This is a genomic window from Rhodococcus sp. 114MFTsu3.1 (genome assembly GCF_000383555.1).
Classification (GTDB): Bacteria; Actinomycetota; Actinomycetes; order Mycobacteriales; family Mycobacteriaceae; genus Rhodococcoides; species Rhodococcoides fascians_E.
Genome location: NZ_KB911550.1, coordinates 92,546 through 116,122 on the forward strand (window position 1 = coordinate 92,546; position 23,577 = coordinate 116,122).

24 protein-coding genes and 1 tRNA gene are annotated in these 23,577 nt (G+C 64.0%); 10 read left to right on the forward strand and 15 right to left on the reverse strand.

The genetic code is table 11. From position 1 onward, the window contains the following. Positions 1–40 precede the first annotated feature (40 nt). Positions 41–1,045, forward strand: a complete 1,005-nt coding sequence (gene rfbB, locus H292_RS0114040; protein ID WP_020111816.1) for a dTDP-glucose 4,6-dehydratase — start codon at positions 41–43, stop codon at positions 1,043–1,045. Beyond that, complete coding sequence (locus H292_RS0114045) at positions 1,029–2,504, forward strand: hypothetical protein (protein WP_020111817.1); 1,476 nt, start codon at positions 1,029–1,031, stop codon at positions 2,502–2,504. The genes rfbB and H292_RS0114045 overlap by 17 nt, the downstream gene beginning before the upstream one ends. Here H292_RS0114045 and H292_RS0114050 read toward each other — a convergent pair. Next, positions 2,490–4,010, reverse strand: coding sequence for a hypothetical protein (locus tag H292_RS0114050; protein ID WP_020111818.1), 1,521 nt, complete (start codon positions 4,008–4,010; stop codon positions 2,490–2,492). The two genes, H292_RS0114045 and H292_RS0114050, sit on opposite strands and share 15 nt — an antisense overlap. Before the next feature lie 113 nt (positions 4,011–4,123). On the opposite strand from H292_RS0114050, the gene H292_RS0114055 reads away from it, so the two are divergent. Next, positions 4,124–5,995 (forward strand): glycosyltransferase, encoded by a 1,872-nt coding sequence (locus H292_RS0114055; protein ID WP_020111819.1) that lies wholly within the window; start codon positions 4,124–4,126, stop codon positions 5,993–5,995. Positions 5,996–6,038: 43 nt separating this feature from the next. Here H292_RS0114055 and H292_RS0114060 read toward each other — a convergent pair whose 3' ends face one another. The 5 genes from H292_RS0114060 to H292_RS0114080 form a co-directional block, all read right to left on the reverse strand. Continuing rightward, a complete protein-coding gene (locus H292_RS0114060; protein ID WP_020111820.1) occupies positions 6,039–6,893 on the reverse strand; it encodes a TylF/MycF/NovP-related O-methyltransferase in 855 nt (284 codons plus the stop codon). A 116-nt stretch (positions 6,894–7,009) separates the two neighbouring features. Continuing rightward, positions 7,010–7,918, reverse strand: a complete 909-nt coding sequence (glfT1, locus tag H292_RS0114065; protein ID WP_026348205.1) for a galactofuranosyltransferase GlfT1 — start codon at positions 7,916–7,918, stop codon at positions 7,010–7,012. Further along, positions 7,902–8,777, reverse strand: a complete 876-nt coding sequence (gene wzt / locus H292_RS0114070) for a galactan export ABC transporter ATP-binding subunit Wzt/RfbE (RefSeq protein WP_020111821.1) — start codon at positions 8,775–8,777, stop codon at positions 7,902–7,904. The genes glfT1 and wzt overlap by 17 nt, the downstream gene beginning before the upstream one ends. 9 nt (positions 8,778–8,786) lie before the next feature. Next, the gene (gene wzm, locus H292_RS0114075; RefSeq protein ID WP_020111822.1) at positions 8,787–9,662 is read right to left on the reverse strand and encodes a galactan export ABC transporter permease subunit Wzm/RfbD; all 876 of its coding nucleotides are present in this window, start codon (positions 9,660–9,662) and stop codon (positions 8,787–8,789) included. A 130-nt stretch (positions 9,663–9,792) separates the two neighbouring features. Next, positions 9,793–10,377: a bacterial proteasome activator family protein gene (locus H292_RS0114080; RefSeq protein WP_026348206.1), complete on the reverse strand. Its 585-nt coding sequence runs from the start codon at positions 10,375–10,377 to the stop codon at positions 9,793–9,795. A gap of 166 nt (positions 10,378–10,543) precedes the next feature. Here H292_RS0114080 and H292_RS0114085 point away from each other — a divergent pair, with 166 nt between their 5' ends. Beyond that, the gene (locus H292_RS0114085; RefSeq protein ID WP_019667521.1) at positions 10,544–11,749 is read left to right on the forward strand and encodes a cysteine desulfurase-like protein; all 1,206 of its coding nucleotides are present in this window, start codon (positions 10,544–10,546) and stop codon (positions 11,747–11,749) included. A gap of 65 nt (positions 11,750–11,814) precedes the next feature. Here H292_RS0114085 and H292_RS0114090 read toward each other — a convergent pair whose 3' ends face one another. Both H292_RS0114090 and mgrA read right to left on the reverse strand, forming a co-directional pair. Then, positions 11,815–12,786, reverse strand: a complete 972-nt coding sequence (locus H292_RS0114090; RefSeq protein WP_020111823.1) for an NAD(P)H-quinone oxidoreductase — start codon at positions 12,784–12,786, stop codon at positions 11,815–11,817. 10 nt (positions 12,787–12,796) lie between these two features. After that, positions 12,797–13,834, reverse strand: a complete 1,038-nt coding sequence (gene mgrA / locus H292_RS0114095) for an L-glyceraldehyde 3-phosphate reductase (protein WP_019667523.1) — start codon at positions 13,832–13,834, stop codon at positions 12,797–12,799. A 116-nt stretch (positions 13,835–13,950) separates the two neighbouring features. Between mgrA and H292_RS27145 the strand changes: the two genes are divergently transcribed. Beyond that, the gene (locus H292_RS27145; RefSeq protein WP_026348207.1) at positions 13,951–14,448 is read left to right on the forward strand and encodes a MarR family winged helix-turn-helix transcriptional regulator; all 498 of its coding nucleotides are present in this window, start codon (positions 13,951–13,953) and stop codon (positions 14,446–14,448) included. A gap of 52 nt (positions 14,449–14,500) precedes the next feature. Next, positions 14,501–14,587: transfer RNA gene (locus tag H292_RS0114105), tRNA-Ser, on the forward strand. 269 nt (positions 14,588–14,856) lie between these two features. On the opposite strand, the gene H292_RS0114110 is transcribed toward H292_RS0114105, so the two are convergent. The 6 genes from H292_RS0114110 to H292_RS0114140 all read right to left on the reverse strand — a co-directional run bounded on the left by H292_RS0114110 (position 14,857) and on the right by H292_RS0114140 (position 19,479). Further along, the gene (locus H292_RS0114110) at positions 14,857–15,225 is read right to left on the reverse strand and encodes a hypothetical protein (RefSeq protein ID WP_020111824.1); all 369 of its coding nucleotides are present in this window, start codon (positions 15,223–15,225) and stop codon (positions 14,857–14,859) included. A gap of 31 nt (positions 15,226–15,256) precedes the next feature. After that, positions 15,257–15,760, reverse strand: a complete 504-nt coding sequence (locus H292_RS0114115; RefSeq protein WP_230620985.1) for an LppA family lipoprotein — start codon at positions 15,758–15,760, stop codon at positions 15,257–15,259. A gap of 95 nt (positions 15,761–15,855) precedes the next feature. Next, positions 15,856–17,574, reverse strand: a complete 1,719-nt coding sequence (locus tag H292_RS0114120; protein ID WP_020111826.1) for an alpha/beta hydrolase — start codon at positions 17,572–17,574, stop codon at positions 15,856–15,858. Continuing rightward, positions 17,571–17,867, reverse strand: a complete 297-nt coding sequence (locus H292_RS0114125; RefSeq protein WP_019667528.1) for a hypothetical protein — start codon at positions 17,865–17,867, stop codon at positions 17,571–17,573. The genes H292_RS0114120 and H292_RS0114125 overlap by 4 nt, the downstream gene beginning before the upstream one ends. A gap of 274 nt (positions 17,868–18,141) precedes the next feature. After that, complete coding sequence (locus tag H292_RS0114135; RefSeq protein WP_196250053.1) at positions 18,142–19,053, reverse strand: pseudouridine synthase; 912 nt, start codon at positions 19,051–19,053, stop codon at positions 18,142–18,144. Positions 19,054–19,128: 75 nt separating this feature from the next. Further along, positions 19,129–19,479 (reverse strand): excalibur calcium-binding domain-containing protein, encoded by a 351-nt coding sequence (locus H292_RS0114140; RefSeq protein WP_019667531.1) that lies wholly within the window; start codon positions 19,477–19,479, stop codon positions 19,129–19,131. Positions 19,480–19,590: 111 nt separating this feature from the next. Here H292_RS0114140 and H292_RS0114145 point away from each other — a divergent pair, with 111 nt between their 5' ends. The 3 genes from H292_RS0114145 to H292_RS0114155 all read left to right on the forward strand — a co-directional run bounded on the left by H292_RS0114145 (position 19,591) and on the right by H292_RS0114155 (position 21,654). Beyond that, positions 19,591–19,794, forward strand: coding sequence for a DUF3072 domain-containing protein (locus tag H292_RS0114145; protein WP_019667532.1), 204 nt, complete (start codon positions 19,591–19,593; stop codon positions 19,792–19,794). 51 nt (positions 19,795–19,845) lie between these two features. After that, entirely contained in the window at positions 19,846–20,475 is a 630-nt protein-coding gene (locus tag H292_RS0114150) for a YrhK family protein (RefSeq protein ID WP_020111828.1), read from the forward strand. A gap of 141 nt (positions 20,476–20,616) precedes the next feature. Next, complete coding sequence (locus H292_RS0114155) at positions 20,617–21,654, forward strand: alpha/beta hydrolase (RefSeq protein WP_019667534.1); 1,038 nt, start codon at positions 20,617–20,619, stop codon at positions 21,652–21,654. On the opposite strand, the gene hisC is transcribed toward H292_RS0114155, so the two are convergent. After that, a complete protein-coding gene (gene hisC, locus H292_RS0114160; RefSeq protein WP_020111829.1) occupies positions 21,651–22,712 on the reverse strand; it encodes a histidinol-phosphate transaminase in 1,062 nt (353 codons plus the stop codon). The two genes, H292_RS0114155 and hisC, sit on opposite strands and share 4 nt — an antisense overlap. A gap of 91 nt (positions 22,713–22,803) precedes the next feature. Here hisC and H292_RS0114165 point away from each other — a divergent pair, with 91 nt between their 5' ends. Further along, entirely contained in the window at positions 22,804–23,556 is a 753-nt protein-coding gene (locus tag H292_RS0114165; protein WP_019667536.1) for a dienelactone hydrolase family protein, read from the forward strand. Positions 23,557–23,577: the final 21 nt, after the last annotated feature.

The window sequence follows — 23,577 nt, forward strand, 5'->3', positions numbered from 1 at the left end:
AGTTCGGCCCGAAACCGGGCACACCGGTATGGTCACGGTTATGAAACTGCTCGTGACCGGGGGTGCCGGGTTCATCGGCGCGAACTTCGTCCATCTGACCGTCTCTCAACGGCCCGATGTGGAGATCACTGTCCTGGACAAGCTGACCTACGCCGGCAACCGAGCATCGCTCGACCCGGTTGCGGACCGGATCGAGTTCGTCGAAGGCGACGTCGCAGACTCGGATCTGGTGTCGAGCCTGATCAAGGACACCGATCTGGTGGTCCATTTCGCCGCGGAATCCCACAACGACAATTCCCTCGCGAACCCCTGGCCGTTCGTACACACCAATGTCATCGGCACCACCACCCTGCTGCAGGCAGTCCGCGAACACGACGTGCGCTATCACCACATCTCCACCGACGAGGTCTACGGCGACCTCGAACTCGACGACCCCGCACGGTTCACCGAGAACACCCCGTACAACCCGTCGAGCCCGTACTCGTCGACGAAGGCCTCCAGCGACCTGCTGGTCCGAGCGTGGGCGCGGAGCTTCGGGGTCCGAGCCACGATTTCCAACTGCTCCAACAACTACGGCCCTTACCAGCACGTGGAGAAGTTCATTCCGCGTCAGATCACCAACATCCTGTCCGGTCTGCGCCCCAAGCTGTACGGCGAAGGCAGGAACGTCCGCGACTGGATCCATGTCGACGACCACAACAGCGCTGTCTGGACGATCATCGACGCCGGTGTGCTCGGCGAGACCTATCTCATCGGCGCCGACGGGGAGAAGAACAACCGCGACGTGCTCGAGACGATTCTCGAGGAAACAGGACAAGCCGCCGACGCCTTCGATTTCGTCACCGACCGTCCCGGCCATGATCTGCGCTACGCAATCGACTCGACCAAACTGCGCACCGAACTGGGTTGGACCCCGCAGTACGTCGACTTCCGCAGTGGTTTGAAAGCAACCGTCGACTGGTACCGAGACAACGAGAACTGGTGGCGTCCACAGAAGGACACCACCGAAGCCGCCTACGCAACCGCGGGTGAACGCACTGTCTGAACGCGTCCGGACCTATCTTCTTCCTGCGGCGACGGCAATTGTCGCCGCCGCGGTATTCGCGTTGGCGTCGCGGTTCCTGATCGACGACACCTTCATCACCCTGTCGTACGCGAGGAATCTTGCATTCCATGGTGAATGGGCTCTGGTCAGTGGTCACCCGTCGAACACGGCAACGTCGCCGCTGAACGTTCTGGCGCTCGCTGCCGGAACAATCGTGGTGCGCGACGCCGTACTTGCCTGTGGGATCGTGTTCGTCTTGTCCTGCGTGGCGACGGTGGTGGCATTTCGAAGAATTGCTCTTCACCAAGGTTTCTCGACGGCCTTCGCTCCGGTGACGCTTGCATTGATCGTCGTGAACCCGGTGGTCTCGTCGTCTCTGGGATTGGAAGTGATTCTGGGAACGGCGATTTTGGCGTGGGTGGCGGTGTTCGCCATGGAGCACTCACCGATTGCTCTCGGTGTGGCGTCGGGCCTCGCCGTGGTCGCTCGTGTGGATTTGGTCGTTGTTGCGGCCGCGTTGGTGCTGATCAGGAGCGCGCCGCTGCGTCGACTATGGCTGTCTGCGCTCGCCGCTGCAGCCACAGCGTTGCCGTGGTTCTTCGTCAGTTGGGTGTTCCTCGGCTCGGTGGTCCCGGATACCGTCGTCATCAAGACCGGCCAAGGGGCCTGGGGGGAATGGGGTTTCGGCAACGGTTTGCTGATGTACCTCGACATCTATCCCGCCGCGGCTGTCCTGACAGCTGTCGTGCCGATTCTCGGAGCGCTGTGCTTGCTTGCAGTGCCGGCGGTGCGGCGATGGCGTCGAGCAACGGTGTTGTGGGCCTGGGCGCTCGGCGGCGTCGTCTACTACGCCGCGTACACCTTGCTCGAGGTTCCTCCGTACCACTGGTATTACGGGGTTCCGGCAGTGGCGGGGACGGTGATGTTCGTCGGCGCGATGTTCGCGGCTCCTTCTGTCGTGAAGTCTGTCGGCCTTGCGGCGGCGGGAGCCGCAGGGCTGGCGGGCGCGGCCCTGTGGAGTTGGACGACGGCCACCGATCGCGTCGTTCCCATCACGACCAACCATGCGACGGCGAATCAGTACGAGGACATCGGCGCCCAGCTGCCTGCCTACGCGGGCGACAAGGCTGTCCGTTCGGGCGGTGAAATCGGCGCGCTGTCGTACTACTGCGAGTGCCTCGTCGTCGACAAGTTCTCCGATCGGGGTGCACTCGAAGCGGATCTCCGGAAAAAGACGGCCGAGCCAGGAGTCGCCGGCTGGTTGTGGCGCAAGAACTTCCACTTTCTGGATTTCGACGCTCTCGAACAGGTAGGTCCGATCCCGCTGGACTACCGGCTCCTGCGGGTGAACTTGGTGCAGGAGAGCCCGCCGTCGTTCGTGGACTGGCCGATCACCTCCCCGTGGACCGGAGCGGGCGAGCTACATTTGACGAATCCGGATGTGTCAGTTCCGAACTAGCGCGAAGTGTGCGACGCCCCGCGCTGCGGAATCCACTGTCCATGTCCAGGGTGAGCCGTCGCTCGGGCCTGGACGGTATTCGATGCGGTAGACCGGTACGACCGGCTTACGGGAGTAGTCGAGGTTGGCGTAATTTGCGCGAAGTAACAGGTCGCCGACAGGCCCGGATTCCTCCAAGCGCGGGATGATCCGCTCGTTGATGATGACGCCTCGGTCGGAGAACTCGTCGACGATTCTGCACTCGCATGCGTAGGCCAGCGTTCCGATCTCGCCGGGCGACTTGACGGCGTCGTCGCCGACGATCTTTCCGATCTCCTCGCCGACGCGCTGGTAGTCCGCGGCCGAAGCGAAGTTGCCGAAGATGGGCGGTGACGCCCACGGCATGGGCCTGGCTGTGTCGAACGCGATGGAGCCCGCGATTCCGATGACGACAAACAGAAGTGAGACGGCGGCCACCGGGCGCGGTGATATGCCGGCAAGGAATATTGCTGCCGATCCACCCGCGATCATCGGGGTGACGTAGTACCAGTGGTAGGGGACGGTGTCGAGAGCTGTGTACGCGAGGTAGTAGGCACCTCCGCCGAGTCCGAGACCGATCAGAGGCCATGACGCCCGGTCGCGCGCGCGTCTGGATACGCATGCGGCGAGCCAGCCGACGGTGACGACGAGGCCGACGACGGCAGGGCCGAAACTCGCGAGCGTGCCCCACCAGTCGCCGTCGTAGTAGAGGGACGGCCCGTCGAAGTAGTTGAAACCCTCGATTGCCTGGCCTTCTTTGAGGACGAGCGTGTCCGGCACCAGTGATCCGAGCACGATCCAGCTGAAGACGTACCAGGGCAGGGACACCGCAGCCGCGGCTAGAAGAGCCCGGGGCCAGCGGCGGTACAGCGTCGGCGCGAAAGCAGCGAGAAGTAGTACGAAGAGGACAAGGTCCAGTCGTACCAGGACGGCCAGTCCGCTCGCGACGCCGAACAGTACGGGGCTGCCGCGCAGAGCCGCAGCGGTCAGCGTGAGCACCGCTGCGGGAATGAGGAGAACTTCGAGTCCGATGGACGACAGCAGGAACGGGTTGCTCATCACCAGAACGACCGCGATCCCACCGAGCCACAGGCCTCTACCGACCGACCGTGAGATCGACGCGCATGCTGCACCGACGATTCCCCCGGCCAGAACGTTGGCGACGAACAGAGCGAACAACGGCGCCGGCGCGCCGAAGAACGACGTGATCCACACGATGAAGCCGAGGAGCAGAACGTTGAGGGGCGAGGTCGACGTATTCGCGGTCAGGTCGGTGACGATCGCCCACTGACCGTGTTCGGCGAGATTTCGGGCCGCGGAGAGGCTGATGTACGCGTCGTCGGTGAGGCTGGGTGCAGCAACCCAGTACCCGACGGCGCCCAGGGCCGCGCCGAGCGCGATGAGTATCCATGACGAGTGTCCTGCGCGCGACAACCGGGTTCCAGGCGAGTACGCCTCCGCGTCGGCGGCAGCGGACTGTGCAACCATGGTCACCAGAATGGCAGACAACAGGGCTCGTACGCTGCACCGCGAGCCCTCGCCCGGCGTTGTGTCTCGCAATACGGGCAGCACAAGAGCCAAGGAGAAAAGGGACCGTTGCTGTGAGTCACGCTGATTCCACCACCACGACCGAGGCAGACACCGTCGACCTGCCGTCGTCGACGGAGTTGCGCGCACAGCGTCTCCTCTTCGACGGGCCGTCGCCGCTGGTGAAAGCGGATATGTACACGAATGTGGCCAAGGGCAATGTCGAGCGTTCGAGGTATGCGGCGAAGCTGGCCAAGCGCACGGTTCTCGAGACGAACAGTTACTTCGGGCGGTTCCCGGCGAGTTACTGGCAGCGCTGGACCGATGTGACCGAGGTGCGTTTCTCGGCTTCCGTTGCCGGTTCGGGGCGCGTCGATATCGTCGCTACCGACTACAAGGGTCGTAAGCGAACGATGGCCAGCGAGACTGTGACCACCGACGGGCGGGCCAGGCGGCTGGACTTCGCTGTTCCCGTCAAGCAGTTCCTCGACGGTGGAGCCTTGTTCGCCCGATTCACCACCACGTCCGGTGAGCTGACGGTCGAGGACGCCGAGTGGACCGTCGACGCGCCGGAGAAGCTGCGTCCGACGTCCGTGGTCATCTGCACGTTCAACCGGGCCGACGACTGCGCCAACACCGTGGCAGCCATGGCCGAGGATCCGATTGCACTGCTCGGCGTCGACAACGTGTACGTCGTGGACCAGGGCAGCGACCAAGTCCAGACGCGGCCCTTGTTCCAGCGTGTCGCGGCCGAACTCGGCGACAAGCTGGTCTACATCACTCAGCCCAACCTCGGTGGTGCGGGTGGTTTCACCCGCGGGCTCTACGAGGTGCAGGGCAAGGGCGGCGACCCGGCCAACGTCGTGTTCATGGACGACGACGTGCTGTGCGAGCCCGAGGCGATCGTGCGTATGAACGCGTTCGCGAACAAGACCATCGAGCCCGCGATCATCGGTGCGCAGATGCTCTACCTTCTGCATCCCGATCGGGTGCATGTCGGTGCCGAGGTCGCGAACCTCCAGAAGCTCGAAGCCGGGTTGCACGTGAAGAACGCGATCTCGGACAAGAGCGCGTTGAAGAAGAAGCAGGAGATCCGCGTCGACGCCGGCTACAACGGCTGGTGGTCGTGCCTGATCCCGTCGGAGATCGTCTCGCAGATCGGTTACCCACTTCCGCTGTTCTTCCAGTGGGACGACATCGAGTACGGCTACCGGGCCCGTGCCAATGGATTCGCGACGGTCACGCTTCCAGGCGCGGCGGTGTGGCACGCCGATTTCGCGTGGAAGGACTGGGACGAGTGGCACCGCTACTTCAACCTGCGCAACGGCATGATCACGGCGTCGCTGCACGCGGGGCTTGACGGTAAGAAGCTCGCGCGTCAGCTGACGACCGATCTGTTCCGCTATCTCGTCTCCATGCAGTACGGCATGGCGTTCACGTTGATCAAGGCCATCGAGGACTTCCTCGTCGGGCCGAGCAAGCTCACCGACGGCGGCATGGACGCTGCGGCGGCGATCCGTCGTGACCGAGCCGCGTACAACGAGACCAAGCGCTACAACGCGAACGCGGTTCCTGACGTCCGCCCTGCGGACATGTTCATCACCCCGGCAGGGCCTCACCCCAAGAAGAGCCTGGAGTGGGCCGTTCTGGCCAAGCGTGTGCTCAACCAGTCGCGTGGCCGCGTTCACCCCGGCCCGGTCGCGATCTCGGCCGATGACGCGCATTGGTGGCACGTCTCGCTGTTCGCGCATGCCGTCGTCACCGATCGTTCGCAGGAGGGTGTGCGAGTACGTAAGCGCGACAAGGCAGCCGCCACGGAGCTACTGAAGCGAGGGCTGAGGGCGCTGCGTCGTCTGCGTGTCGAGACCGACAGCGTGGCCGAGTCCTACCGGCAGGCTGTTCCTGAGCTCACCAGCCGAGAGAACTGGACGCGGCTCTACTCCTAGGTGAGTGGAAATGTAGGCCGACCAGAACACACCGCATTGTCGCTCACAACGACGGAGCGGTGCGGATTCGTACGACGACCTGTTCGTTGTCCGCGGTGTAGCCGAGGTAGTCGAATTCCGTGCCGGTGCGGCCGACGAACTCTGTCCACGCGCGGTACTCGTGATTGCGCCAGCCGGGGAAGTTGAAGTACTCGTCGAAGACGATGACGGTTCCCACGGCCAAGCGGTCGGCGACGAGGTCGAGGACGGTCACGGTCGACGAGTACAGGTCCGCGTCGAGGTGAAGGAACGCGAGCTTGTCCTTGTGGCTCTTCAGGAACTCGGGTAGCGATTCCTCGAACATGCCGGGAACGATCTCCGCGCCGGGCACCGTCGGCTCGGTTTCCTGCTCGAACAGTCCCTTCGGGAAGCCCGTTCGCCACGTCTCGGGGAGACCGGAGAAGACGTCGAATCCGGCGACGATGGAAATGTCGTGTCGCTTCGCCATCTCCTCGGCGATGATCTCCAGCGTCGTACCGCTGGCGACACCGAACTCGAGCGCCATCCCCGGTACCGATACCTCGCCGAGCGCGAACCTCAGCGTCGCGTGGGGGCGCAGGAACGTGGGTGCCTTCGGCATGACCTCTTCGGCGAACTCGGCGCTCTGAGCGGCGGCCTCGACGTCGGACGCATACGGGATATCGCGTCGCATGCGCATTTCGAGTCCACGGATGAAGGCGTGCAGGTCGTCGATCTCGCGGCGCTGACGTTCGAGGATGTCCAGCAGCTTGGTCTGCTGATCGCTCGTCTGCTCGGCCAGCTGGGCTGTCTGCTTGTCCAGAACCTCGCCGATCGCACGCTGCAACTTCTCCCGCGCCGAATGCCGAATCCGATCCGTCAGCTTCCGAGATTCCGTCATGCGCACACGGTAGCGGACGCAGACGCCCACGGCCGTTGTCAGTGGAAATGGAGGCCCTGGGGTAGGAGCGGAGCCTGCGGAGCGACCAGATGACACCGCATTTCCACTCACCTGGGTCACCTCCGGAAATGCTCCCGACGCCCGAGTCGACGGAGACGAAGCCATTCCAGCAGGCCCTTGGGATTGTGAGTGGTCACAAGGAAGAACCAACCGAAACGAATCCACTCCTGCGGCAGCAGTTTCCGCATACCGGGCTGTGACATGAGGTACCCGCGGTTGCGATAGGTGAAGTAGCGCTTGGTGGCGTCGTCCGGGTACTGCGTGTGCATCCGCCCGCCGAGGATCGGTTTGAACTCCTCGGCGCCGTTGGGGTGGACGTAGGCGGTCGTCAGACAGGTACCGAACTTCAGGCCCGATCGCTGCAGTCTGCGATGAACTTCCACCTCGTCACCGCGGACGAAGAGTCGCAGATCGGGCACCCCGACTGCGTCGATCGTCGAGGCTTTGAACAGTGCACCGTTGAACAGTGACGCGATTCCCTCGAGCAGATCGTCGTCGGGGTTACGAGGGTCGATCAGTTCGGACCTCAGTCGCCGCCATTCCACTCCGCGCCGCAGCGGGAACGCGAGACGATCGGGGTCGTCGATGTCGCAGACGACGGGGGAGACCTCGTCGAGGCCGTGCTTCAGTGCGCACTCGTGCAGCGTTTTCAGTACGTCCGGACCCTCGGGCCGCCCGTCGTCGTCGGCAAGGAACACCCAATCCGCGCCGAGCGACAGGGCGTAGAGAATGCCGAGCGCGAATCCGCCCGCACCGCCCAGATTGTGATGCGACCCAAGATAAGTAGTCGGAATCGACGCAGACTCGACGAGCTCGCGGACCTCGTTCTCGTGCGCGTTGTCGACGACGACGAGATGGTCCAGCGGGCGGGTCTGGCGCGTGATGACATCGAGTGACTTCGCGAGGAGCTCGCGACGCTTGTGCGTCACGATGACTCCGATGATCGTCTCAGCCACTGGTTTCATCTCTAGGTCGTTCCGCAGGCTCCACTCCCGATCCGTCTCGAGGTCGTTCCGCAGGCTCCACTCCCGCTTCGTCTCGAGCGAGCTCTTTCAAGATCGTCGCCACGTGGTCGCCCGCGTCGTTGCCTTCGTACGCACGCACGACGTCTTCGATGCCACCGTCCTGACGGATCTGGCCGTGGTCGATCCACATCGCGCGGTCGCAGAGCTGGGCGAGGAACTCGTTGGAGTGGCTTGCGAAGACGAGGATGCCGGAGCGTTGCACCAGTTCCTGGAGCCGGATGCGTGCTTTCTTCATGAATTCTGCGTCGACGGCGCCGATGCCCTCGTCGAGCAGCAGGATTTCAGGATCGATGCTGGTGACGACGCCCATCGCTACGCGGACGCGCATGCCGGTCGAGTAGGTCCGCAGCGGCATGTCGAGGTAGTCGCCGAGTTCGGTGAAGTCGGCGATCTCGTCCATCTTCGCGAGCATCTGCTTACGCGTCTGGCCGAGGAACAGGCCTCGGATGATGATGTTCTCGTAGCCGGAGATCTCCGGGTCCATACCGACACCCAGGTCGAAGACGGGGGCGACGCGGCCGCGCACCGAGGCGGTGCCGCGGGTGGGCTCGTAGATGCCGGAGAGCAGGCGCAGGAGCGTCGACTTGCCTGCTCCGTTGTGTCCGACGAGGCCGACGCGGTCGCCTTCCTTCAGATTCATCGTGATGTTCTTGAGGGCTTCGACGACGACGACGTCGGAGCTGTTCCGGTCGATGGCACCGCCGGCTTTGCCGAGGAACGCCTTCTTCAGGGAGCGAGTTTTGGCGTCGAAGATGGGGAAGTCGACGCAGGCGTCGTGCGTGTTGATGCTGACTGACATGGCAGACCCCTAAACCCAGTAGGGCACTCGGGCCCGGAATTTCTTGAGAGCGAAAATGGTCAGGAGCCAGCCGACGATGGTGCAGGCGATCACGATGTACCAGTGGTAGGCCTCCTGGGGCTCACCGATCATCGGGGCTCGGAGGATGTCCAGGTAGTGAAAGAGCGGGTTGATCTCGACGAGGCGGGCGCGCTCGGCGGCCTGTCCGCCCTGGTTGAGTAGCCCCTGCGTCGTCCACACGATCGGTGTCATGAAGAACAGCAGCGTGACCATGGACCCGAGAATCGGCGCAATGTCGCGGTAGCGCGTTGCGACGATGCCGAACAGCATCGCCACCCAGACGGCATTGATGGCGATGAGCGCGAAGGCCGGGATCGCCGCGAGGTCGGTCCAGTGGAACGTCGGTCGGAAGATCGCGATGATGATCACATAGACGATCAGGTTGTGCGCGAACAGCAGAATCTGACGCCACACCAGCCGATACACGTGCACCGACAGCGCCGACGGCAACTGCTTGATCAGGCCTTCGTTGGCGACGAAGACATCGCCGCCCTCGAGGATCGCCGCACTGATGAAGTTCCAGATGATCAAACCGACGGCCACGTGCGGCAGGAACGTCTTCAGATCCATGTCGAGCAGCACCGAGTACAGCAGGCCCATGGCGGTGGCCTGGACTGCAGTGGCGATGGTGATCCAGAACGGGCCGATGACCGAGCGTCGGTATCGCTGCTTGATGTCCTGCCAGCCGAGGTGGAGCCACAGCTCACGCTGATTGAACCCGGTCTTCAGATCGCGGAATGCGCGCTTGTACGTCTGCGAATCCGAAACAGGGAGGCTCACACGCTCTCCTGTCTCGTTCTCGGGTTCCTTCGCTGGAGCTGACACGACGGTCGACCTTACCCGCTCCCGACGGTCGTTCCGCAGGCTCCACTCCTGCCCAGCCCCCGGGTCATTCCGCAGGCTCCACTCCCGCCGCCTCCCTGGGTCATTCCCCAGGCTCCACTCCTGCCCAGCGCTACAGGTACTGGCCCGTTCCGCCGCCGGTGTGGCCTGGGCCACTGGGGTTGATGGCGACGCCGGGAGGCAGGGCGCCTTGGCGCATTTGTTCGAGTTGGGCGCGTGCTGCCATTTGCTGGGCGAACAGGGCGGTTTGAATTCCGTGGAACACCCCTTCCAGCCAGCCGACCAGCTGGGCCTGCGCGATGCGCAGTTCGGCGTCCGACGGGATGGCGTCCTCGCCGAAGGGAAGGGCCAGGCGTTCCAGTTCCTCGCGGAGTTCGGGGGCCAGGCCCTGTTCGAGTTCGCGGATCGAGGACTGGTGGATGCCTTTGAGTCGTGCGCGGCTGGCGTCGTCGAGAGGAGCTGCCCGCACCTCTTCGAGGAGCTGTTTGATCATCGTGCCGATGCGCATGACCTTCGCCGGTTGCTCGACCATGTCCGACAAGGGCGTTTCGCCGTTCTCCACGTTGTCGGTGCCTGCGGCGCGGGCCGCGGCGGCGGTTGCCTCTTCCCGGCTGAGTGCGAGAGGCTGTCCGTCTGGACCGATCACGACGACGTGGTCGCCGGCTTCTGGATTCGAGTGCGAGTCCGAGTGCGTCATGTTCGCCATCCTTCCGGTTTCGGTGGGATTGCGCGATGAGCGGGGCCGATTATTGTTGTTTCGGGTCGTTGAGGAGGGAAGACAAGCGTGCAAGACAGCCAGGCGGTCGATCCGAAAAAGGGATGTGGAACACACGCTCACGAAATCGGCGCTTAGAGTGTCCGGCATGGGGTACGACGTCGCACGAGTCAGGGGATCCATTCCCTCGTTGGGCGACGGCTGGATCCACCTCGATCCGCAGAACGGCATGCAGATCCCCGACCGTGTGTCGACCGCCGTGTCCACAGCGTTTCGCGGAAGTGCGCCAACTCACACTTCGGGTCACCTGTCGTCTCGTCGCAGCGCTGGTTTGCTCGACGCCGCGCGGCAGGCGATAGCGGATCTGGTCGGCGGCGATCCCGCAGGTGTCGTTCTCGGCCCTGATCGCGCGACGATGCTCGCGTGGCTCGCCGAGTCCATGTCGTCGCGTCTCGGGCTGGGAACGGGTCTTGTGCTGTCGCGCCTCGACGAGGAAGCGAACGTCGCGCCCTGGCTGCGCATCGCCAACCGCTACGGTGCTCAGGTCCGGTGGGCCGAGGTCGAGATCGACACGTGCGAACTCCCCAGCTGGCAATTCGAAGAACTCATCACCACGACCACTCGCCTGGTGGCAATGACCGCGGCCTCGCCCATCGTCGGGTCGGCCCCGAACGTGCGTGTCGCGGCCGATCGTGTTCATGCCGTCGGCGGCCTGATCGTCGTGGACGCCGCGGGCGCGGCCCCGTACGCGCACGTCGATATCGAGGAGCTGGGTGCCGACGTCGTCGCCGTCCAGGCGTCGGCGTGGGGTGGTCCGCAGGTGGGCGCGCTCGTCTTCCGTGATCCGGGTCTGCTGGATCGAATTCCGTCGATGTCGCTCAATCCGTTCGCGAAGGGCGTCGAGCGGCTCGAGGTGTCGGGCCATCAGTACGCGTTGCTCGCCGGTGTCGTCTCGTCGGTGGACTATCTGGCCAATCTCGACGACTCCGCGACGGGTACCCGTCGCGAGCGTTTGCAGCTGTCCATCGGGTCGTTGCAGGACTACCACGACCGGCTGTTCGATTATCTGTTGCGATCGTTGGAGAAGCTGGACCACGTCATGGTGCTCGGCGACGCTCCCAGCCGTATCCCGACGTTGAGTTTCACCGTCGCGGACACGTCCGCCGAGAAGGTCGCCGAGCACCTCGCGCAGAACCGCATCGGCACCGTCAGTGGAATCCATAGCGGCAGTAGGCTTCTGGATGCCCTGGGGGTCAACGACGAGGGTGGTGCGGTGACGATCGGGCTCGCACCGTACACGACGCGGTACGAGATCGATCAGCTTTCCAAAGCGTTGTCCAAGCTCCGTATGTGAGCGGAAATGTGTCCTCGGGTCGCTCCGCTGGCTCCGCTCCAGTGGCCCACGGCCGACATTTCCACTCACGAGACGCGGAGGACGACCTTTCCGATCGCGTCGGCGTCGAGCAGTCGATGGCCTTCTGCCGCATCGGTTATCGGTAGTTCGGCGTGAATGATCGGGGCGACGGCGCCTTCCTCGACCAGCGGCCACAACCGTGCAGTCATGTCAGCGACGATGTCCGCCTTGCTCGACGCTCCGGTTTCCGGTCGACCACGCAGACCTGCGGCGTGAACGGTGCCGCGCTTGGCCAGAAGTGCACCGAAGTCGAGCTCACCCTTCAGGCCGCCCTGCATCCCGATGGTGATGAGCTTCCCGTCCTTGGCAAGAGCATTTACATTGCGCCCCAGGTACTTCGCGCCCATGTTGTCGAGAATCAGGTCGGCTCCGTCGGGTAGTTTCTCGACGAAGTCCTCGTTCTTGTAGTCGATGAGGATGTCCGCGCCGAGGGATGCGCAGAAGTCGAGCTTCTCGCGCGATCCGGCCGTCACGGCGACGGTGGCGCCGAATGCTTTGGCGACCTGGATAGCGTGCGTTCCGATGCCGCTTCCGCCGCCGTGGAGGAGAACCACATGACCGGAGCGGAGGCCGCCGAACATCACCAGATTGGACCAGACCGTCGACGCCACTTCCGGAAGTGCCGCTGCCGCATGGAGATCGAGCTTTCCTGGGATGGGAAACAGCTGAGTCGACGGGACGGCGACCTGCTCGGCGTACCCGCCGCCGGCGAGGAGGGCGCAGACTTTGTCTCCGACCTTCCAGTCGTGCACTCCTTCACCGAGTTCGGAGATGATCCCCGAGCATTCGAGTCCCAACGTTTCGCTCGCCCCGGGCGGTGGCGGGTAGAAGCCCTGGCGCTGCATCAGGTCGGCGCGGTTGACCGCGGTGGCTGCGACGTCGACGATGACCTGCCCGCGCTCGGGCCGTGGGTCCGCCACTTCGGTCCACTGCATCACGTCGGGGGCCCCGAACTCTTTCAGCGTTATCGCATGCATGCCTGCCTCCTTACCCGATATCCCAGAGATTGATGCCGAAGTCCCGAGCGTGCTCGTCGATCCGGCTCAGTTCGTCCGCCGAGAAGTCGAGGTTCTCCAGTGCACCCACGTTGTTCTCGAGCTGCTCGACGCTCGATGCTCCGATGAGTACCGACGTCACGCGAGGGTCTCGCAGCGCCCAGCTCAGCGCGAGCTGCGCGAGTGTCTGGCCACGTGAGGACGCGATGTCGTTCAGGCCGCGCAGGTGGGCGAGGTGGTCGTCGGTGAACCAGTCGGGGTTCAGCGACTTGCCCTGCGTTGCGCGTGAGCCATCGGGGATTCCGTCGAGATACTTGTCGGTCAGCATGCCCTGCGCGAGGGGCGAGAACGCGATGGTGCCTGCGCCGATCGACGCGAGGGCGTCGAGCAGCCCGTCCTCGATCCACCTGTTGACCATGGAATACGACGGCTGGTGGATCAGTAGGGGCACCCCGGCGGCGGACAGGAGTTCGGCCATCTTCGTCGTGTTCTCGGGTGTGTAGGAGCTGATCCCGACGTACAGCGCTTTGCCCTGATGCACTGCGCTGATCAACGCCCCTGCCGTCTCTTCGAGGGGTGTCTCGTGGTCGGGGCGGTGGCTGTAGAAGATGTCGACGTAGTCCAGGCCCATTCGGTGCAGCGATTGGTCCAGCGACGACAGGAGGTACTTCCGCGATCCGCCGAAGCCGTACGGCCCCGGCCACATGTCCCACCCGGCCTTGCTGGAGATGACCAGTTCGTCGCGGTAGCCGGCGAAGTCCTCGCGCAGAATGCGTCCGAAGTTCTTCTCGGCGCTGCCGTACGGAGGTCCGTAGTTGTTGGCGAGGTCGAAGTGGGTGATCCCCAGGTCGAATGCTCTACGGAGAACCGCGCGCTGGGTCTGCAGCGGCGCGTCGTCGCCGAAGTTGTGCCACAGGCCGAGCGAGATCGCCGGGAGTTTCAGGCCGCTGGTGCCGGTTCGCCGATACTGCATCGAGTCGTAGCGATCTGCAGCCGCGACGTACGGGGGATCGATATGAGGTTCGGACATGCACCGAGCCTATTCCGACCGCCCGAAACGGACATCGAGCGGGAGCGTGGCCCACGGAATGACCTGAAGGGACAGCTGATCTACTCATCGGTAGCTCTGATGCCTAATATGGTCGGGTGACGGCCGAACGATCCTTTGGTCCAGGGGGGGACCCGCAGTGGTTAGATGCTGCGGAAATGAGAGCGTGGCGCGCCTATATCGACGGCGGCCAACGATTGCAGGGGGTACTCAACAAGGATTTGCAGGACGCGCACAACCTGACGATGGCGGAATATCGCATCCTCGTCATGCTGTCGGAATCATCCGATGGGTCGCTACGAATGAGCGACCTCGCCGACGGTGTCCTGTCGTCGAGGTCTCGCCTGACGCATCAGATCAGGCGCATGGAGTCAGACGGCATGGTCGAACGCAGCACGTGCGTCGACGACGGGCGGGGTGTCCTTGCCGTCATCACCGCCATGGGTCGCCGCCGGTTGGAGGAAGCTGCACCGACTCATGTCACCAGCGTCAGGAAGCATCTCGTCGATCTGTTGACCGCCCGTGAACTCGCGGTTCTCGGCGACATCTTCGAAAAGGTCGACGCAGCGATGGGCAGTCCGACGAGCCGGGGGTGATTGGCCCCGGGCCAGCAGAACCGTTTAGGATCGTCTTTCGTCAGTAGACGATGGAAGCGTGGCAGAGCGGCCCAATGCACTCGCCTTGAAAGCGAGAGACGTCCAAAAGCGTCCGGGGGTTCAAATCCCTCCGCTTCCGCAGCATGTCAGGGGCGGTTTCGACTAACCGCCCCCGGCATCGACTCATTTAGCCGTACGCCGGTACGACACATATGTGACACGTCCTCAGTCGGATCGTGCCATAGCGTTGCGACAAGGCGTGGATATAGTGGCGCTTGGGGACATCCGATACGAGGTGAGTGTAGTTAGCCTGGACCTTGCTTCGTACTTACGTTGGTACGACGGTCCTTGCGATCGGACGGCGTGTGTCACGAGTTCCAATGCTGAGTGCTTGCAGTAAGTCGCCGTTCACCGATCCCGACCGAGCGGATCCTGTCGGATGCTTTGGAAGTACATGTCGTCGACCTCGAGAGTCTGCGCCGGTTCAGCCTGTGTGCGGGCGGCGTAGCTATCGACGAACGAGGCTATTGCCTGGGCATCGGGGTCGCTGAGAAGATCCCGCATCGCCTTGTCCAACTGTGGCTGCTTGTCGAGTAGCGCGGCTCGGTACGCAGCCAGGATTAGGTCGGCATCTGGGTGATGCAGTGCGACGAGTCGGTTCTCGGCGTCGACCTCGACGGCGATATCACCGACCCTGCCGACACCACGAATCTCGCGCGCAACCGATTGTGCGCGTTGCACTTTCGCGCCCAACTCGTCGAATTCACTGCTCGACATCGTCACCTGGACTCCCTCGATGCGCAGACGATCACGGGGTCGGCGTGACCGGAGCCTGCGCCCCCGACATCTTCGCCTGTGGCAGGCGACATCCCGTGCTCGCCGAAATTACGGCACCTCGGCTGCCGATGAAGATGGCCGTTCGTTCCGGGCTGTAGAAGCGGACTTCGTGGTTGTCCGGATCGTCGTGGAATGTCTGAACCTTGGTCGCGCCCGCAGCCGCGGCGACACGTGTGGCGAACTCGAACACCTGCGGCCATACCGCATCCGGGATCGGCCCCTCCGACACATAGTTCTTCAGTTGGACATCGTCACCGTCGGTCCCATCGAACGGCCGGCCGCAGCCGCCGACACTTCGCTCGCGTATCCAGGTCCACCCCATGCCGGGCACCAGGGTGTCCACGAATGCTCCGATCTGCACGACGGCACTCTCGAGCTGCACTTCGGTGTCCTCGAGCGACGGCAACGTCTCCAGGATTGCGGCTGAGTCCGTCGTCACGGCCGGGTCGGATTTTTCGTACGGGTTGTCGAGCACGTCTGATCCACATCCTGCCAACGTAAGGACTGAGGCGACGGTCAATGCCGTCATCCACCGTCGTGATCGGGTACCGGTCGTTCGTCTCTTGCGCATCATCGGGTCAGGCCGACCAGGCCGTCGAGAATGTCGATACCTCCGGTTTTCATTGCCGAGTCACCGGTCACGAGCTGGCCCGGCACATCGGCCAGACCGGCGATGACAACGGCGGTGTTGTAACCGGAGGTACGCAATTCGCCGTTGTCGCCCGACCTCGGGTACTCGCTGTGCCCTGTCGCTCCTTGGCGCGCCACTCCGTCGGCGGTGGTCGTCGCATCGGTGTCGAGGTGGGTGAATTCGGACATGTAACCAGGACTCCATCCGAAGCGGTTCATGTGCGCGACGGGATCGTCGTGCGCGGTCATCTCGTACGCGTGCCCGGGTGCGATGTTGAGCTTGTCGAGGCTGCTGTCGACGAAGTCATGGCCGGTACCAAGGCCGGGGGACCCGTAGACCATCACATCGTCGACGATTCCCTCGGGAGTCTCTTGGAGCGCGAGCCCGGTGGTGAACGACCCGTACGAATGCCCGACAGCCGTCAGATGTGGGTCGCCGTCGTGGTTCGACGCGTCGATGCCCTCGTAGAACTGCGACAGGTCGGGCGCGGCTGCCTGCGCGTTCCATGGTTGCGCCACCTGGATTGCCCCCGCAATGCTCTCCTCGGAGAAGTAGTTGTCTTTGTCGAGTTGTGGTGCGTCGTACCCGATCCAGGCGATGGTCGACACCGTTTCGCCCGCATGGCCCGGTATGTTGTCGAGTTGCTTCTCCGCGTTCGTCTTCATCTGTTGGCCTTCGTCGGTCATGGCACCGATGGCACCGCCGACGGTGGTATTCAAACCCGGCGTGGTGACGGACACGTGCTCTGCGGTGTCCGGGTTTCCGACCGCCACCGCCGCGTGGGTCTGCGCACCCGACCGAGTATCGAGGAGCATCAGCATCCGGTTGGGGTCTTTCTCGACGGTGTCCCGGACGGCCTGTAGGTCCTCGAGCCGATTCGACACGGTCGGATCGCAGGCCTCGGCGCGGGTCAACTCGTCGTCGAGTTCGATTCGGTTGTAGTGATCACGATCGACGACGGGGAGGCCGTCGCGGTTGCCGATGTAGTTGTCGTGAGCGAACAGCGCATCCTTGTCGGCCGGGGACAACGTGGACCACAACTCGTGCAACTGCGCCGGGTCCGACGGCAGCGAGGTCTTGCCGCTGACGATGTCCGATACGACCGGGCTGATGGCTGCAGCCCCGGGCGATCCGGTCGCGTCGAGACGCTCTTGCGCTACTCGAATTGCTTGCGCCGCTTGCATTTCGGCTTCTCGGAACTGAACGAGAAGTGCCTTGATGCGTACCTCGACGGCGTCGGCCTGCGCGTCCAGTGTGCTCTGCAGGAGCATCGAGACAACTACAGCGCTACCGAGTGGAACAGTCGGGGCCGTCACGGTGCCGTCGTCGAACACCGTCATACCGGCACCGGGTGCCTCGAGGTCCACGATGGCCAACAGGGACATGCGGATGCCGTCGAGTATTCCTCCGTGGGAGGCGTGCGCTTCGGCGATGGCGATGACGGCCGTGTCGATGTGCGAGGCGGCGAGGCTCTCCGACAGACTGTGCGCCGACGCGGCTGCTGCCGCCTCCCCCTGCCATGTGTTCATCGCTGCGTCGACCGCACGATCCATCCGGAGGATCTGATCGGTGAACGTACTGTTCGACGCCAGTAGGGACGTGGCGTAGTCGAGCATCGAGCTCGGTTGGCAACCCCGCACGTGCGCGATGGTGGTCACCGCGCGGACCCGGCGTCGTAGCGCGTCAGCTGAGAACTGAACGCCTCGTCGACGCCCTCGTAGGTCGTGGCGTTGTACTGGCACGTTGCCGACATCTCGGCGACGTTGCCGGCGATGCGGGTGTACGCGTCGGCCGTGGTCTTGGTGCTCTGCTCCGAGGCCGGGGCGATCGGCGAACCCGGCATCGTGACCGTCGCCGTGACGCTGATTGCGTTCATCGCACTCGCCGTAGCGGCGAGTGTTCTACCGAGCGCTCGAAGCCCTTCGAGATCGACTGCCAGCAGTTCGCCCACTTCTCGCCCCCCAGCGAATCCATCGGCGCGATCGAACCAGCGCCATATCGCCAGCAGGCTAACACGCCGACGCCAGCTAGAACTCACAGCGATTCAGCCGATGGGTTGTCGGTCTTGAAGATTTCCGATCTTTATATGGTTCGGGAATTCGGGTGAAGCGGGTGCGCGACGAGTTGCAACGCGGCGATCGAGACGCGGACCGACATCCCGCATCTGTTGTGGTCGATCCACACTGAGCTGTACCGCCACCCCTTCAGCGAGAATTTGTCGGTCGTCACGTCAGCGCGTGGTCCAGGCGTCGAGCTGAGTGAAATTGCCTGCGTTCTCCGGTCAGCGGGTCGGTGAACTCCATCTCCGAGGCCAGGAGTTGCAATGGCTCGGTGAAGTCGTCGACGGCTCGGTCGGTGGGACGCGGATAAAGATCGTCGCCGACGATGGGGATCCCCATCGAGTTCATGTGCAGCCGTAGCTGATGGGTACGTCCTGTCGTCGGGTGAAGACGGTAGTGTCCCAGTTCATCACGGTGGGCGACGAGTTCGATGGTGGTGTGCGCGTTGGGCTCGCCGGAGACCTCTCGGGCGGCGAAGTCGTACTTCTCCTTGACGATGCGGCTCGATACTTCACGCGGAAAGTGCAGTGCCGGAAGGTAACCGGCCACCGCCTCGTAGACCTTGCGGACTTTTCGGTCCTGGAACAGAGTCTGGTAAGGGCCGCGTGCGCTCGGATCGATCACGAACAGCACGAGACCTGCAGTGACGCGATCCAATCGGTGCGCCGGAATCAGTTGCGGCAGAGCCAATTCCTGGCGCAACCGCACCAATGCTGTCTGCAGAATGTGGCCGCCGCGCGGGATGGTCGGCAGGAAGTGGGGTTTGTCGATCACCAGGATCGTGTCGTCGCGATGGACGATGGGGATGTCGAACGGGACAACGGATTCGACCGGAAGATCGCGGTGGAACCAGACGGCCTCGCCCGGGGCGTACGAGGCGTCGCGGCTTACAGGACCCTGCATGTCGACGACGGCATCGGCGTCGAGCATCTCGTCGATGCGGTCCGGTGACATCCGCGCTTCGGTTGCGACGAGAAATTCACGCACGGTCACCCAGCGGCCGTCTTCCGGCATCCGCACCCGGGCTGGATCCAGGCCGTGCCTTTTCGGCAACGGGGGTTGCTGCCGTCGTCTCACCGACCGACGGTACCCAGTTCGCACTTGTGCAGGCAAAACGCAGCCTAAAAGCTGCACAAGTGCGAACTCGTGGGGTTATTCGCAGCCGATGCCGTCGTTGTCGCGGTCGAGGTGCGGGCCGTAACCGTATTCGTCGCGGTAGACGGGGGCGGCGCCTGCGTCGCGTGCCTCGGTGCAATTCTTGTACTGGAACGCGGACTGTGGCCGGGGTGCGGCCTGGGGGGCGGGGGCAGGCGGAGGTGCGGGAGCGACACGCGGCGCGGGAGCCGGCTGTACGAACACGGGGCAGAACTGCGACGAACCGGAGTTGCAGAGGAAGTCTGCGACGGGATCGGCGGATGCGACGGCTGGGCTGACGGCCATCGTGGCAGCGAGGGCGATACCGCCCAGTCCGAGGCGGGCGAGCATGGAGGTCTTGCCGGTCATAGGTGTGGCTCCTGAGCTGAGGGGGGTTTCAATCGTCGGACAGGGGTGATCAAACGGTCAATCATCTGCGCGAATGAGTTTGGGATCCGACGATCGTGCGTATACGAACGTATGAGCGAAAAAGAGCAGGTCAACCAGAACCCCGAGAAGGACCCCGACCAGTGGGTGACCGGTGACGAGCCGATCACCGGGCCGCAGGAAAGCTACTTGAACACGCTGGCGCAGGAAGCGGGCGAGGAAGTGCCGGCTGATCTGACCAAGGCGCAGGCGTCGGAGATGATCGACAAACTGCAGGGCGAGACGGGTCGCGGATAACCATCCCCGACGGGTGAGGACGGCGCGGGCGGAGATCGCGACAATCGGCCGGTGAACGTGCAGGGGCTGCGGCGAGAGTCATGGGGATTCGTCGTCGGTTCGCTGCTGTTCGGGTTGGCCGCGGTGCCTGCGTATGGGCACTGGGTAGGAGTCGACGTCGACAACGTCACCTACTTCGTGGGTTCGTTGCTCTTCACCGCGTCGGGTTTCATCGCGTTGAGGCTCAGTGGGCGCCCGGTACCCGGTTCGGAGTCGGAGAAGGTGGAGCACTTCGACTGGTGGGCGGCTGCGGTGCAGTTCGTGGGTACCGTTCTGTTCAACGTGAGCACTGGTGTCGCACTGGTTGCCGGGTTGACGGCGGCTCAAGCCGACAAGTGGGTGTGGCGTCCCGACGTGTTCGGCTCGGCGGCATTTCTCGTCGCGAGCGCGCTCGCGGTCGTGGCGACCACCGAAACGGACAAATTGTGGGATCCGCATGCGCGCAACTGGCGGAGCACGTGGTTGAACATGGTCGGGTCGGTCGCGTTCGGAATTTCGGCGGTGGGGGCGTTCGTCAGACCTGCGACCGGGGATCCGGAGAACGCGTCGATGGCAAATCTTGGAACACTCGCAGGCGCCGTGTGTTTCCTCGCTGCGGCCCTGCTCATGCGGCCTTTGGGACGAGTCCCAAACAACTCGTAGAACTTTTGTACGACCCTCCTTACGACTATTGTGAGCGGAACCACAGCTCGCGGCACGGCTGCCTACCGGTGAGTTACCTTGTGGAACAGATGTTGTTCGTGTTGCGCCGGAGACGGGGCAACGGGGGAGGATGGATCAGTAATGCACCGTCGTGTTCTGGCAGCGCTCGGAACCGGTATCGCCTTGTCGATACTCGGGTCCGGTGTGGTGTCTGCCCAGCCGCTCCCCGGGACCGGTAGCTCCGAGGGGGCCCCGGCACCGTTCTCGCAGACTTCCCCCGCCAAGTCAGCTCGCATCGACAAGGTCGAGATGTTGACCGATCGTCGTGCCGCGGTCTTCGTGGATTCGCCCTCGATGGGCAAGATCGTTCAAGTTCAGGTTCTGCTTCCTGCCGCCCAAGCCGTCTCGCGTCCCACGCTGTACGTGCTCGACGGCGTCAGCGCAGGCAAGGAATCCAACTACGCGGAGAGCACGTGGACGCAGAAGACCGACATCGTCGACTTCTTCGCCAACAAGAACGCCAATGTGGTTCTCCCGGTTGGTGGTTCGAGCAGCTACTACACCGACTGGAACGTTCCGGACCCCATCCTCGGCGTGAACATGTGGGAGACGTTCCTGACGCAGGAGCTCCCGCCGCTGATCGACGCGCGTTTTTCCGGTAACGGCACCAACGCCATCGCCGGTGTCTCGATGGGCGCGCAGGCCGCGATGGACCTCATCACCCGTCATCCGGATCTCTACACCGGCGTCGCAGGGCTCAGCGGGTGCTACGACAACTCGCAGAACAACCTGAAGGACGCCGTTCGTGCGACCGTCGCGATGAACGGCGGCAACGCAACCAACATGTGGGGCGAAAACGCCGACCTCCGCTGGGTCGAGCACGATCCGTCACGTAACGCAGAAGCATTGCGCGGCAAGGACGTCTACATCTCCGTCGGCACCGGGCTGCCCGGTCCCTACGAGCTCGGCCCCGGTGGAAGCGGATTGGAGGTGGCAGCACAGGGCGGTCCGCTCGAAGCTGCCGCGCTGTACTGCACCACTCTGTTCGATACCCGGCTGCGCTCGCTCGACATCGACGCGACCGTCGTATACCGCCCCTACGGCATCCACCAGTGGGTCTACTGGCAGGACGACCTACGTGAGTCCTGGCCGACGCTCGAGCGGGCCCTGGGACTCTAGAAAGCCGCGGTCGCCGCGTATTTCAGGAAAGCGTCGTTCTCGTGCGGATCACCGATGGTGATCCGCACGCCGTCGTTTCCGTAGGCACGCAACAGGACTCCGGCCTCGGCCGACCCTTGCGCGAAGGTGCCGGATCGGTCACCCAGCGGCAGGAACACGAAGTTCGCGTCGGAACGAGCGACGTCGTAACCCAATTCGATCAGAGCGTTTCGCACCCGCTCGCGTTCGGCGACCAGAGTGTCGGTGCGCGCCAGAAGCTCGTCCTTGGCCGCCAGTGATGCCAGTGCCGCCTGCTGTGCAACGGAATTGACGGCGAACGCGATGCGCACCTTGCCGAGGGCGGTGATGATCGAGGGATCGCCGACGGCATAGCCCACGCGGAGCCCGGCGAGCCCGTAGGCCTTGGAGAACGTGCGCAGAACCAGCACGTTGCGACGGCCGCGCGCCAATTCGACTCCATCGGTGTATTCGCCTTCGGGGTTCTCGCGGGCGTACTCGAAATACGCCTCGTCGAGCACGACCAGGACGTGCGCGGGCACGGCGTCGAGGAAGTGCTCCAGTTTCGAACGACGGACCACCGTGCCGCTCGGGTTGTTGGGGTTGCAGACGAACATCACGCGGGTGCGGTCGGTGATCGCCGCGAGCATCGCGTCCAGGTCGTGGACATGGTTCTCGTCGAGCGGTACCTGCACGGGTGTCGCTCCAGCGACGCGGGTGATGATCGGGTACGCCTCGAACGAACGCCACGCGAACACCACTTCGTCGCCCGGTTCGCAGGTGATCTGGACGACCTCCTGGCACAGTGCGACGGAGCCGTTGCCTGCCGCGACGTTCTCCGGTGCGACCTTCAACTGCGAGGCGAGGGCTGCGACAAGTTCGGTGGCCAGGATGTCCGGGTAGCGGTTGACACCCGCTGCGGCTTCGAGGATCTTCGCCTGAACGCTCGGCAGCGGCCCCTGAGTGGTCTCGTTGCTGGCCAGCTTGATCGCCCCGGGGAAGTTGCGGCCGGGTACGTAGGCGGGGATGGCGTCGAGGTCGGTGCGTATGCGAGCAGTCACGGCTCACATTATGCGCTCGGCGTTCATGTGCATTTTCTGCGTGTCCGCCGGTATTGATGCGAGCGCCGCACGAGCGCACTAGTTTGGGTTCATGTCGGGAATCTTCACGGATGTGGCAGTGCTCCGAATCGATGTCGACCCCGGTGTGGTGGAAGCCGACACCGAGCAACCACCTGCGGTGCAGCAGAAAGTCCCCCTCACCGCCATCGAGCCCGAAGGCAGTGTGCGCGGCGGCATCGTCGTCCTGCACGAATCCCGCGAGATCCCGGCGTCGCTGCTGGACCTGTTGCGTGCCCTCGCGCTGGAGGGCTGGTTGGCCGTAGCGCCGGACCTCTTCCACCGCGACGCCGACACCGACGGCGACGAAGTATTCGGTGAGAACCTCTTCGCCGACTTCGACGCCACCTTCGACTGGCTCACCACCAGAGGCGTCTATCCGGACTGCGTCGGCGTCATCGGGTTCGACGACGCCGGGACCGCCGCCCTGATCGTCGCGACCAACCGTCCCATCGGGGCAGCCGTCAGCGTGGCCGCAGCCGGCATTCTCGAGCCGCTGAACGACGACGCCGTCGCGCTCGTCGAAGCCGCCCCGTCGCTTCAGGCGCCGTGGCTCGGCCTGTACGGCGAGAACGACCCCAAGACCCCACCCGAGCACATCGAGAGCCTCCGGGAGGCGGCGACGAAGGCATCCGTGGCAACCAACGTCGTCAGCTACGGCGGCCTCGGTCACCGCGCCGACGCGCCGCCGTCACCCGGCAGCGCCGAGGACGGGGATCCGACGGCGGCTGCCCTCGTCGAAGCGCAGACCCGAATCTTCGACTGGTTCGACTCATTCCTTCGCTGACCAGCCGTTTTGCGTTAACCG